At 35.9% G+C, this 12,574-nt stretch carries 13 protein-coding genes; 11 read left to right on the forward strand and 2 right to left on the reverse strand.

All coding sequences use genetic code 11. The annotated features are described in order from the left end of the window. From hpt to obgE, 3 genes are all read left to right on the forward strand, one after another. Positions 1–471: hypoxanthine phosphoribosyltransferase (hpt, locus tag JGH11_RS07385; RefSeq protein WP_201110937.1), on the forward strand; the 471-nt coding region annotated here is incomplete at its 5' end. A gap of 54 nt (positions 472–525) precedes the next feature. Next, positions 526–1,098 (forward strand): adenylate kinase, encoded by a 573-nt coding sequence (locus JGH11_RS07390; RefSeq protein WP_201110938.1) that lies wholly within the window; start codon positions 526–528, stop codon positions 1,096–1,098. 170 nt (positions 1,099–1,268) lie between these two features. Next, positions 1,269–2,435, forward strand: coding sequence for a GTPase ObgE (gene obgE / locus JGH11_RS07395; protein WP_201110939.1), 1,167 nt, complete (start codon positions 1,269–1,271; stop codon positions 2,433–2,435). Between the two features lie 62 nt (positions 2,436–2,497). Here obgE and JGH11_RS07400 read toward each other — a convergent pair whose 3' ends face one another. After that, complete coding sequence (locus JGH11_RS07400) at positions 2,498–3,040, reverse strand: hypothetical protein (protein ID WP_201110940.1); 543 nt, start codon at positions 3,038–3,040, stop codon at positions 2,498–2,500. 94 nt (positions 3,041–3,134) lie between these two features. Here JGH11_RS07400 and pgeF point away from each other — a divergent pair, with 94 nt between their 5' ends. The 8 genes from pgeF (at position 3,135) to JGH11_RS07440 (ending at position 11,700) form a co-directional block, all read left to right on the forward strand. Then, complete coding sequence (gene pgeF, locus JGH11_RS07405) at positions 3,135–3,944, forward strand: peptidoglycan editing factor PgeF (RefSeq protein WP_201110941.1); 810 nt, start codon at positions 3,135–3,137, stop codon at positions 3,942–3,944. A 48-nt stretch (positions 3,945–3,992) separates the two neighbouring features. Continuing rightward, a complete protein-coding gene (locus tag JGH11_RS07410) occupies positions 3,993–5,030 on the forward strand; it encodes an agmatine deiminase family protein (protein ID WP_201110942.1) in 1,038 nt (345 codons plus the stop codon). 6 nt (positions 5,031–5,036) lie between these two features. Continuing rightward, a complete protein-coding gene (locus tag JGH11_RS07415) occupies positions 5,037–5,261 on the forward strand; it encodes a hypothetical protein (protein ID WP_201110943.1) in 225 nt (74 codons plus the stop codon). Between the two features lie 10 nt (positions 5,262–5,271). Then, positions 5,272–6,147, forward strand: a complete 876-nt coding sequence (locus JGH11_RS07420) for a carbon-nitrogen hydrolase (RefSeq protein WP_201110944.1) — start codon at positions 5,272–5,274, stop codon at positions 6,145–6,147. Positions 6,148–6,275: 128 nt separating this feature from the next. Beyond that, the gene (locus tag JGH11_RS07425; RefSeq protein WP_201110945.1) at positions 6,276–6,995 is read left to right on the forward strand and encodes a hypothetical protein; all 720 of its coding nucleotides are present in this window, start codon (positions 6,276–6,278) and stop codon (positions 6,993–6,995) included. A 10-nt stretch (positions 6,996–7,005) separates the two neighbouring features. Continuing rightward, complete coding sequence (locus JGH11_RS07430) at positions 7,006–8,205, forward strand: MFS transporter (protein WP_201110946.1); 1,200 nt, start codon at positions 7,006–7,008, stop codon at positions 8,203–8,205. Between the two features lie 91 nt (positions 8,206–8,296). Further along, positions 8,297–10,015: a glycosyltransferase family 39 protein gene (locus tag JGH11_RS07435; protein WP_201110947.1), complete on the forward strand. Its 1,719-nt coding sequence runs from the start codon at positions 8,297–8,299 to the stop codon at positions 10,013–10,015. Positions 10,016–10,125: 110 nt separating this feature from the next. Then, positions 10,126–11,700: an NAD(P)/FAD-dependent oxidoreductase gene (locus JGH11_RS07440; RefSeq protein ID WP_201110948.1), complete on the forward strand. Its 1,575-nt coding sequence runs from the start codon at positions 10,126–10,128 to the stop codon at positions 11,698–11,700. Positions 11,701–11,715: 15 nt separating this feature from the next. Here JGH11_RS07440 and JGH11_RS07445 read toward each other — a convergent pair whose 3' ends face one another. Continuing rightward, complete coding sequence (locus JGH11_RS07445) at positions 11,716–12,567, reverse strand: hypothetical protein (RefSeq protein ID WP_201110949.1); 852 nt, start codon at positions 12,565–12,567, stop codon at positions 11,716–11,718. Between the last annotated feature and the right edge of the window lie 7 nt (positions 12,568–12,574).

Raw genomic sequence — 12,574 nt, forward strand, 5'->3', positions numbered from 1 at the left:
ATTGATGAAACAGCTAAAAAGCTAAGTAAAGACCTGGAAGGTAAAGACCCTTTGTTTATTTGTGTACTCAACGGATCTTTCATGTATGCTTCAGAATTGATGAAACGCATTACCATCCCTTGCGAAGTGTCATTTGTGAAAATGTCGTCCTATAAAGGAACTACATCCACAGGCAAGATAAAAGAAATTTACGGTCTTGAAGAAGATATAAAAGGGCGTACTGTTGTCATTGTTGAAGACATTGTAGACACAGGCTACACAATGTCATTGATGTTAGAACAGTTGGTTTGTGACCAACCAGAACAAATATTAGTAACAACATTGTTATTGAAACCGGATGCATTGAAACATGATATACGACTAGATTATGTCGCGTTAGAAATACCGAGCGATTTCATTGTTGGATATGGCCTTGATTATGACGGATATGGCCGAAACTATCCGGAAATTTATAAAATAAAAAACTCATAATATAAAAGCGGATCAACTCTATAGGAGTAATTCGTAATTAGTAAAACTATTGACATGCTGAATATTATTATTTTTGGAGCACCCGGATCAGGGAAAGGAACTCAAAGCGAGAATTTAATTAAGAAATATAATCTGGCGCACATTTCCACTGGCGATGTTCTACGTGCTGAAATGAAAAATGGTACCGAATTAGGTAAACTTGCTGAAGGTTACATCTCAAAAGGCCAATTGGTTCCCGATGATGTGGTAATAGGAATGCTGGCAAATGTATTAGACAGTAAGAAGGATGCTGCCGGAGTTATTTTCGATGGTTTTCCACGTACAATCCCCCAAGGAGAAGCTTTGGAAAAAATGCTAAAAGAAAGAGGTCAGGATGTGTCTATCGTTGTTAGTCTTGAAGTCGATGAACCCGAATTGATAGACCGTTTAATCAAACGCGGACAACAATCCGGCCGTTCGGATGACAATCTTGAGACTATCAAATCACGTCTTGATGTTTACAAGAGTCAGACATCTCCACTAAAAGAGCATTATAAAACGACAGGTAAGCTAGCTTCTATAAAAGGCGTAGGCACAGTAGACGAAATATTCGAACGTATAGCTGAAGCTGTAAACAAGGTTAAATAATACAATATTTATATATCGGGGAAGTTATAAACCGCGAATGGGATTATAACTTCCTTTGTTGTCTAAATAAAAAGTTACTAAACACACACAAAGTAACTATATCCACATTATAAACGTTATAGTAAAGTGGATAATAAATAGGTCTATACGACCTTAAAAAAGAGATAAATATGTCAGATTCAAATTTTATAGATTACGTCAAAATATATTGCCGTTCGGGTAAAGGAGGTAGAGGATCTACCCATTTCCGCCGTGAAAAATATATTCCAAAAGGAGGCCCCGATGGTGGGGATGGCGGAGACGGCGGGCACGTTATTCTTCGTGCCAATCGTAACCTATGGACATTACTCCACCTTAAATTTCAGCGCCATATATTGGCCGGACACGGGGAAAGTGGCTCAGGCAGATTAAGTTCCGGTAAAAAAGGTGAAACAAAAATTATCGAAGTACCATGCGGAACGGTAGCCTATGATGCTGAAACCGGAGAATATCTATGTGACGTAACTGAAGACGGACAAGAAGTAATCATGCTGAAAGGGGGTAAAGGAGGTAGAGGAAACAACCATTTCAAAACCTCTACAAATCAGGCTCCACGTTATGCCCAACCCGGTGAACCTTACGAGGAACGAAGGGTGATACTCGAATTAAAGGTATTGGCAGATGTTGGCCTTGTTGGTTTTCCAAATGCAGGAAAATCGACATTACTCTCTGTTATGACTGCAGCTAAACCGAAGATAGCTAACTATCCTTTCACTACTCTTGAACCTAAAATAGGGATTGTTAGTTATCGCGATTACAAATCGTTCGTTATGGCTGATATACCGGGAATTATAGAGGGGGCTAGCGAGGGTAAAGGCTTAGGATTACGTTTCCTTCGCCACATCGAAAGAAATTCACTTCTACTATTCCTCATAGCTGCCGATGCAGACGATATTCATCAGGAATACAGGATCCTATTAAACGAGTTAGCCCAGTTCAACCCTGAGTTATTGGATAAACGGCGTGTGTTGGCTATCTCTAAATCGGATATGCTCGATGAAGAATTGATGGAAGCTCTTGCAGAAGATCTGCCGGAAATACCCCATATTTTCATTTCATCCATTACAGGATATAATATAGCTGCATTGAAAGATTTGTTATGGCGTGAAATGAATGCTGATGGAGAATATAAAAAGTCATTTAATATTACTCATCGAAATCTGGATATAAAAACTGTAGAATTCGAAGAGGATGAAGAAGACATTCCTGAAGACGACTATCAAGAGGAAGAATGGGATGACGAGGAGGAAGTAGACGGATTCTTTTACGAAGATGACCTCGAAGACGAAACAAAGTAATCAATAAAAAAGTAGGCCCCTGATGAAAGTATCCATCAGGGGCACATTTTTTCAAACGGTTATTATCTAAACAAACCGTTCTTGGTCGCTTTCTTCTGATTCTTCAAATTTTCTTTTTCCTTCTTATAATTATATTTTAAAGTCTTAATGCGGGCTTTCTTCTCAGCTTTACTCAAATAGGGATTATCGTCAATAGCATCTTCTTCTGCTTCAAACTTTTTCTCCAAAGCATCTAATTTATCATCGTAACTATCGGAAATTACGTCTTTGATACGGTCACCCTCATGTATCGTCCCATATTTCTTTTCCAATGTATTTATCTGATTGGCATTCAATATCGAACGAATCTGCGCTCTATGCTTCAATGCTAATTCCCGTTTTCTTTGGCCCTTCTCGTAGCCGGATAGAGAACGATCCTTACCTATAGCGGCAAATTTAGGGCCGACCGATCTCTGTAATTCTTTTATTTTTGAAATTTGATCAGATGATAGGTACAAATCTCCATAAGATTCTATTCCTTTGTAATAATTCTCATAATCCACCGTCTGCGCATTAGCACATAATGCAAAAACACTGATGAGTAATAATAGCAAAGTTTTTCTCATAATAAGTTATTTTAATTAATACATATTACTACCTCAAGCTTAACAACTTGAATATTCTTAAATATTATTTTACACTGAATGTAATTATCAAATAATGAAATCAACAGATAAAAACAACATCAAAATATTACAGTTCGAATCTTTCCCTGATAAGAACTTATTCCATTTCACTTCTACCATAGAAGGAGGTGCCAGTTCGGATGCATATACATCCTTAAATCTCGGACTCTATTCGGGAGACAATACTGATTGTGTAAACGAAAACAAAGAACGTATTGCAAATGTAATGGGCATTTCTGTAGGAAATCTGTACATGCCCTATCAAACACATGAAGATAAAATATTAGTTATAGACAAACTGTTTTTAGAAAAAAGCGATAGAGAGAAAGCCAATTCTTTAAATGGCATTGATGCTCTGATTACCGACCAAAAAGGTATATGCATTGGAATAACTACTGCCGATTGCGTACCTATATTGATTTATGATCTGAAGAAAAATGTATTGGCTGCAATCCATGCGGGATGGAAAGGTACTGTTGCTAAGATTGCTGCAAAAACGATAAAGAAAATGGTAGACTTATTTGATTGTAATACTGATGATATGATTGCCGGAATAGGACCATGTATATCTCAAGAACGTTTTGAAGTAGGGGAAGAAGTTGTGGATATATTTCAGGAAAAAGGGTTTATAATAGAAGAAATAGGATACAGAAATAAAAAAACGGGAAAGATGCATTTCAATCTGGAGCTTACAAATAAATTAATAATACATGAGGCTGGAATCCCCTTCGATAATATAGAGTGTGCCAATCTCTGCACTTACTCCAATCCTGAAATGTTTTTCTCTGCACGACGCCAAACTATCTATTCAGGAAGGATGGTGACTGGCGGTATTTTGAAATAATTATTTTGTACTTTTGCTTAAGAAATATATTTAGATTCTATTAAACAAATGGCTCACTCTATACTTTTACCCTCCGAATGGCACCCACAAAGCGCTATACAGCTCACATGGCCTCATCATGAAACAGACTGGGAGTACATGCTTGAAGAGGTAACTGCATGTTATGTAAACATCGCAACAGAAATATTGAAAAGACAACGGCTCATAATAGTTTGTTATAGTGCCGCAACTGTAAAATATGAACTGAGAAATCATAAAGATCTATTCGAAAACCTTACTCTGGTCGAATTACCTACCAATGATACTTGGGCCCGAGATCACAGTGGTATATCAGTTATCAAAGGAGCTAAGAAATATATCTATGATTTCACCTTCAACGGATGGGGTATGAAGTTTGCATCAAACTACGACAATCAGATAACCAGAGGTTTATTTTCAAAAAACGTCTTTAAGTATGATGTAGAGTTAGTAAACAAAAAAGATTTTGTACTTGAAGGCGGAGCTATAGAATCGGATGGAAAAGGTACTTTACTGACTACCTCCGAATGCCTTCTTTCACCTAACAGGAATTCATTCCTCACAAAAGAAGAAATAGAAGGATATTTAAGAGATTCATTTGGACTGGACAGAATATTATGGCTCGACCATGGGTATTTTGCAGGAGATGATACAGATAGCCATATCGATACTCTTGCCCGCTTTTGTGATGAACATACAATAGCTTATGTAAAATGCGAAAACAAAGAAGATGAACATTACGATGCCCTTTCCAAAATGGAAGAACAACTGAAAACGTTCGTCGATTATGAAGGTCAACCCTATAATTTGATTACATTACCAATGGCTAAAGCTGTATATGATGAAGACAATCAGAGATTGCCTGCAACATATGCTAATTTCTTAATCATTAACGATGCTGTGTTATTACCATTTTACAATGAGAAAGAAAGAGATGAGAAAGCCCGTGAACAATTGCAAAAAGCTTTTCCAAGCAGGGAGATTGTAGGTATAGATTGTTCTCCGCTTATTCGCCAACATGGGTCGTTACACTGTATAACAATGCAATACCCTCAAGATTTTATATAAATATTTATGAAAGATCAGAAAGCGCTTTTACTGAGATGTCTTAAGAATGATGTTCCTGCAATGGTATTTTCGGGAAATGATATATTATTTTTACCGTTACTAAAACGATATTATACAGATGCCAAAGAGGCAGGATGTACGCAGGAATTTCTTGATGACATAAAACTCAGAATCGAAGAGTTTGAGAAACATATAGAAATGTCGCCAGACACCATTAAATTACCTGATTAAACGAAGATTTATGAAAATAGGATTGATACAACAGGCTAATTCCCCTGATATAGAAAAAAATAAACAAGGATTAAAAAACAAAATACGGGAAGTCGTAAAGCAAGGTGCACAATTGGTTGTGATGCAAGAGCTTCACAATTCGCTTTATTTTTGTCAGATAGAAAACCCCGATATCTTCGATTTAGCAGAAACAATACCCGGACCATCGACTGACGAATTCGGTACATTAGCCAAAGAACTAGGAGTAGTAATAGTACTTTCGCTATTTGAACGACGGGCTCCGGGGCTGTATCACAATACAGCCGTAGTAATAGAAAAAGATGGAACTATAGCCGGGAAATACCGCAAAATGCACATCCCTGATGATCCTGCATACTACGAAAAATTCTATTTCACGCCGGGTGATCTAGGCTTTAAACCCATCGAAACTTCCTTAGGTAAACTAGGGGTCTTGGTATGTTGGGATCAATGGTATCCCGAAGCTGCACGCCTTATGGCAATGGCCGGAGCCGATTTACTTATCTACCCTACCGCTATTGGCTGGGAATCGACCGACACCGACGATGAAAAATCACGTCAGCTTGGTGCATGGGTAATATCTCAACGTGGGCATGCTGTAGCTAACGGGTTACATGTTGTTTCGGTAAACCGTACGGGATACGAGCCTGATCCATCGGGGCAAACTAATGGTATTTCATTCTGGGGAAATAGTTTTGTCGCTGGCCCACAAGGGGAAATCCTATGGCAAGGAGCAAACGATAAAGAAGAGATACAGGTAATCGAAATAGATATAAAACGTTCGGAAACTGTACGCCGTATGTGGCCATTCTTCCGTGACAGACGTATCGACCATTTTGGAGATCTGACAAAACGTTTTATTGATTAACGTTTTCCCTTGATTTTATCTATAGAGTAAAGTCAGGGCTTATAGGACGGAATAAAAATTGCATATAAAAAACTTCTGAAAGTTGTACAACTTTGTCACCTTTTAGTTAAAATGGAATAAATAAAAGGATGAAGCTACACATCTTATTACTTCTCTTCATTACATTATCCTGTTCTTCAAAAACCAGGGAAGAACAAGCAGTGTCCCTATGGAAAGAAAGAGTGGAAAGCATAAAGCCATATTCTGAACTAAAAAAAGAAGCAGTTACAAAAAGGGAATTTTTCCGGAAAGAGTATGAGGCCAAGGTGGGTGATAAAACAGCACAGGATAGTATCCTACTCGATGCTCAAGATTATCTATTAACCATTTCGAATGATTTTTTCACATCATGGTACAATACACCATGGACATTTCATGGGCATAGCCAAACACCCAAAGAAGGGAGTATTGCATGTGGCTATTTTATTACAACTACTCTAAGGGATATGGGATTTAATATTCCCCGCATAAAATGGGCACAACAAGCCTCTGAGTATTTGATAAAGAAAGTATCTACTGACATTAAACGTTTCTACAAAAGGCCTATCAAAGAAATCGTAGATCATATAGAAACAAATGGAGAAGGCTTATATATAGTCGGACTTGATTGTCATGTTGGCTATATTTATAATAAGAATGGAAAAATGACTTTTGTACATGCCAACTATTATAAGCCGAAAATCGGTGTAATGTCTGAACCTCTAATAGGCCATAACCCATTGAATGATTCAAAATATAGAGTCATAGGTAAAATATTCGATGAAGAAATGGTAAAAAACTGGATACTCAACTCACCATATACAGAATAAGAAAAATTGAATGCTACTCGCTAAAGAAGAAAACGAACAATATCTCACCAAAAGCACACTCTGGTTGATGGCAATCGGAGCAGGGCTTGTTGTTGCCAACAACTATTACAATCAGCCTCTTCTAGGCATGATAGCCAAAGAACTCGAAGAATCGGAAGCTGAGACTAGTAGAATAGCCATGTTTACACAAATAGGCTATGCCGTCGGACTATTATTGATAATTCCGTTGGGTGACATGTTTAAGCGAAAGAAAATAATATTAATCGATTTTATATTCATCATTCTATCACTTCTTATCTTTGCATGCAGCCAGTCGCTAACCGTAATGGTTACGGCTAGTTTCTTTATCGGATTAACATCTGTTGTACCTCAAATATTTGTACCTATCGCAGCTCAACTGTCTAAGCCTGAAGAAAAAGGGAAAAATGTAGGCATAGTAATGAGCGGTCTTTTAATAGGAATATTAGCATCACGTGTCTTTAGCGGTTTACTAGGCGAGTACCTTGGTTGGCGCGAAGTATTCTATATTGCTGCTGCAATGATGTTAATCTTAGCCGTTCTCATTGCGTGTTTATTACCGAATATGCAACCCACCTTCAAGGGTACTTACAGCCAATTGATGCGGTCTATATTTCGTTATACAAAGGAAATACCAAGCCTTCGACTAGCATCGTTAAGAGGAGCTTTGGGATTTGGTTCGTTTTCCATATTTTGGACTACATTGACCTTCCGCTTGGAACAGGCACCTTTCTTTCAGGGAAGTGATGTAGCGGGCTCTCTTGGTTTGGTAGGAATAGCAGGAGCCTTGGCGGCATCTCTTGTAGGATATGTTTCAGGCAGGATCAATAAAAATATGGTAATATTTATAGCATGCCTACTTATGATTCTTTCATGGTGTATATTCGGCTTCGGTGGAAATACCTATATCGGACTAATCGCAGGCATTATATTTCTGGATATGGGTTTACAGGGTATGCATGTTACAAATCAGACTATTGTATTCTCATCGCATCCCGAAGCCTCAAATAGGCTTAATACCGTATATATGGTATCTTATTTCATAGGAGGATCGGCTGGAACTTTCATCGGAGGAATAGCATGGCAACATTACGGGTGGAACGGAGTTGTAGGAGTTGGCTGCTTATTTGTTTTCGCTTGCCTTTTAATACATATATTACTTTGTAACAAGCGTAAATATCAGGCAGAATGATATATTTATCTATAAAGCAACAGATATATAGATTATTAACCAGAATATCCATATATTTGCAATCAACTTTAACAAAACATTAAACTTCAGTATGAAGAAGACTCTTAAAGTTTTTAATACACTTATAGTCATATTTCTGTCTTTATTATTTGCTTTCTTTATCTTATCGGGATATAACGGAACTATAGATTGCTTAAGAAACATTATTGGCAACACATCATTATTTAAAACAGTAGAAAGTATTGTAAGAGAATTACACCCACCATTATTTAAAAGTTATATTTTTCTATTACTTGAAATTCTTTTTCTTATTATACTCTTTGGCGTTATCCTTTATAAATTCGATAGAGCATATTATTATTTCAAGCAATTGATAGTAGCTATTAAAGATTTCACCAAAGCATCTTACAGAGACTTAAGATATTCCGGTCTGAAATATATATTAGTACTTCCATTAGGGATATCGTGTTATTACCTTTTTACACAACCTGTATTGTATGATGAAGCATCCGCATATTTCGGATGCATTAAACCTGTATTTTATAAGTGTCTTATTTGTTATCCCATACCTAATAATCATATACTATACTCTTTTCTTGCCAGTATCATAAATATTCTACCGGGAGATATTCTATTAAAGATGCGCATAACATCTTACCTTGCATTTGTGTTATCTATCCTAATCAGCTTCCAATTTGCAAAAAAAGTTTTCTCGGAAAAACTGTCAATTCTAGTCACAGGTATTTTTTCAGTCTTATTCCTAACGCTTTTCTATAGTTTTATAGGTCGTGGATATAGCCTTTTGGTCTTATTTACCATTTTGTCTCTATACTCTGCATTTTGTATTATTAAAGAAAATAATCGAACTAAACATTGGGCTTTTTTTGTTATCAGTAGTGTCTTAGGGTTTTATACTATTCCGTCTTTCCTCTATCCTTTTATATCGATAAACCTCTATATTCTTTTATACAATTATAAAAATATATTAAAACAAATCATATACAACCTTATTATTGTCTTCCTTACTCTCATATTATACATTCCCATATTCATTGTAAGCGGTATGGAGATGGTAACATCCAATCCTCTTGTACCGAATATCAGTCGGAGTATGGTGGTGGAAATGATGCCAACGCTTATTATGTGGGTTTATGGTGATAATATAGGAATTAATGCACACTATGTTCTTATATTTTTTATGCTTGTTGGACTTGTTGCCTTAGTGAGAATAAAGAAAGACTTTAAATTGGTCTTGTTATGGTTTATTTTTTGTATTTTACCATTCATTCTTACATATATACAAGCCGTATTTGCCTTTTCAAGAACGTTTATTTATTTGGGGTTTATATTGACAATACTAACTACTGCAACATTTAGCATATACCTCGAACGCATAAAATATTCAACTATAATTCCTATAGCTTTACTCATTCAAATAGGTTTTGGTCTCAATTTTATAGACAAGGTATCGGGCTATTCAAGATTTTTATATGAATATCATGAATTTACTGATCTGCTAATAGATGATGGAATGTCATATTATTTATGGACAGATGATGATATAAATCCCAACTTTTTGTTCGAGATAGAAAGACTCAATTATAATAGTAGTGTAAGAAGACACTATACTAATCGAAATTTTATAAGTGCTGATTCTATCAACAACTACAATTATATATTGATAGATAAATCATTAGACAGCACAATATATAAAAAACCAAAGTATGAGCTCCGCAATTGTAGAGACGGACTAATTAATGTATATGAAAATAGAGATAGCCCTCCCGAAAAGGTAAAAAACTATAACTAATTTTATTAGAATACTATATTTGATTCTTAAAGTTTTTTTAATAAACTTTGTCTATTGAAGATTATTTAACGAAACAGAACTAAAAAACTCACAAAACTTTATACCATTCGATGGATTTAAATAAACAAATAATCATTATTGGAGCTGGCCCTGCCGGATTAACCGCTGCGTACGAACTTACAAAAAACTGCATTACTGATTCTATCAGTGTATATGAAGCAACATCTAATATTGGAGGAATTTCACAGACTGTTAGATATAATGGAAACAGAATTGACATTGGTGGACACCGTTTCTTTTCTAAGAATGACGAAATCATGGCTTGGTGGAATAACATCATGCCCATACAAGGATCGCAATCCATCGATGATATATTACTAAACAATAATATAAAGGAGTTAAACAATGGAGGTCCCGATCCGGAGAAGGAGGAAATAGTAATGCTCCTCCGCAAAAGGGTTTCCCGTATTTTCTATCTGAAGAAATTCTTCAATTATCCAATTTCTATTCAGTCCGAAACATTTGTAAATATGGGATTGGGTCGAACTATCAATGCCGGTTTCGGTTATCTAGGTTCTTGCATTCGCAAACGCGAAGAGAACTCTCTTGAAGACTTTTATATCAATCGTTTCGGCAAACCTTTATACCGAATGTTTTTCGAGAATTATACCGAAAAAGTATGGGGTGTCCATCCTTCCAAACTAGGAGCTGATTGGGGTTCGCAAAGAGTGAAAGGACTCTCTTTATTAGGTATCATCAGAGACATGATATCTAAACCGTTCAGACAAAAAAAATCCTCTATTGACCAGAAAGAAGTAGAAACATCTCTTATAGAACAATTTTTATATCCAAAATATGGTCCCGGACAGCTATGGGAAACAGTAGCAGATATTGTCGAAAATAAAGGCGTTAAAGTTATCAAGGATAGCCCAGTAAAGCAAATAAATATAAAAGATAAGAAAGTAGTATCTGTTGTAGTTAACACAGAAGGAAAAGATGAGGAGGTTTCGTGCGATTATCTTATCTCGTCTATGCCAATAAAGGACCTTATTGAATCTATTAATGATAATATCAGCACCGAAGTACGCGAAATTGCGAAAGAGCTTCCTTATCGGGATTTTATTACAGTTGGACTCTTAGTAGACAAGCTACTTATTTCAAACAAAACAAAGACAAAAACTTGGAATAACATAATTCCTGACACATGGATATATATTCAGGAAGCAGATGTAAAGATAGGGCGATTACAGATATTCAACAACTGGTCTCCTTATATGGTAGCAGATTTCAAAAATAAAGTATGGATTGGTCTTGAGTATTTTTGTAACGAGGGAGATGAGCTATGGGAGATGAATGATAAGAATTTCATAGACTTAGCTATTAGCGAACTTGACAAAATTGGTATTATTTCCATGAATGAGGTGGAAGACTCAGTCCGCATCAAGGTAAAGAAAGCATACCCTTCTTATTTTGGCAGTTATCATCAATTAGATAAAGTCATTGACTATTTAAGTTCTATCGAAAACTTATATTGTATTGGTCGTAATGGGCAACACAGATACAACAATATGGATCATTCAATGCTGACCGCTATAGAGACAGTAAAGCACATTAAAGGTGAAATCAATGATAAAAGCATTATCTGGCGTGTGAATACAGAAAATGACTATCATGAAAAGAAATAACTAAACATTACAAGGCTATCTAAAAAAATACTTTATTTTCCATAAGATACCATATAATTTACGCAGCTTAAAACGATGATTATAATGGCGCATACTTTTATAATAAACAGCTCTACGAGCTAATATCGGATAATTATCGAGAAGTGACCAGTCATAATTAGAATCGCATGGAAAAAGTTCATTTGTCGAAACCGATTCTATTCTATATTTCTTAGCTAAAATAGAAAAAATACTTTGATCGTGACGATTCTCTTTAAACCCCTCTAAATTTGAGGTACGGGAAGGTTTATCTGTTATCAGATCAAAGTCGGCATCTACTACTTTAACCCATTCATTTACAAAAGCTATAGAAGTACTTGTCTTTTTTATAAAAACAACTGTTGCTTCAAATTGTGTAGTCTGAGTATAATATGGATCATTCCTCACTCCGAAATAGTCTAATATATCTCCTTTTGTCCATTCATATTCAAATCGCAGACACTCATCCATACCATTATAGTTAACCTCGTGACTCCGAAATCCGAGCATCCCACTAGAACTATTCTCTACTATATCATAATATTCCGACAAACGTTCTTTTCCATTAGTATTAAAGAAACATCCTAAGTCTGCATATAAAAGAACATCCCCATCTTTCATCTTGTTCAAAGTCTCCTTTATAAGATAAGGCTTCCAAGCCCAATAGCCATATCCTTTAGAATAAGGATACATATATCGCCCCCACTTTTTTATAAAATCTTTGCTTAAATCGTTCTCTGTATATGTATGTATCTCATCGAATATCCCTAAAGCCTCAGCTTCTTGCCTAAAACGAGGAAAACCGGGAGACAATAATGTATTTCCAAAAGTACAAAGCACTTTTTTCATGTAAAGT

This window comes from Dysgonomonas sp. Marseille-P4677 (assembly GCF_016652235.1).
Lineage (GTDB): Bacteria > Bacteroidota > Bacteroidia > Bacteroidales > Dysgonomonadaceae > Dysgonomonas.